This is a genomic window from Pseudomonas sp. 10C3 (assembly GCF_036346185.1).
GTDB lineage: Bacteria > Pseudomonadota > Gammaproteobacteria > Pseudomonadales > Pseudomonadaceae > Aquipseudomonas.
In genome coordinates this window covers 1-242 of the sequence record NZ_JASJVE010000195.1, presented here as the reverse complement: position 1 = coordinate 242, position 242 = coordinate 1, and the positions used below count along the sequence as shown (strand labels likewise).

At 48.3% G+C, this 242-nt stretch carries 1 protein-coding gene; it reads left to right on the top strand.

Features of this window, described 5'->3' with window-relative positions; translation table 11 throughout:
• Positions 1 to 242, top strand: a 242-nt coding sequence (locus tag QN399_RS26600) for a hypothetical protein (protein WP_330201977.1), incomplete at both ends; no start/stop codon positions are given.

Genomic DNA, 242 nt, shown 5'->3' with positions numbered 1-242 from the left:
CGCCCTTGGAGCCCCGGTAACAGGCGCCAAAGACGAAGGAGGGAAAACGCCGTTTTTGCCAGACGTAAAACCCCAGCCGAACAACGGTTTTTTAGCCCCCGGCCAAAAAAAAAACGCAAAAACCGGGGTGTACAGCACCACAAAAAAATCGCGTATATTAAACCACCCACACCACAATAAACACCACCACATCAACGCCCAAAAGACAAAAAAAAACCCGCACGCGAGATTATTAAGACAAA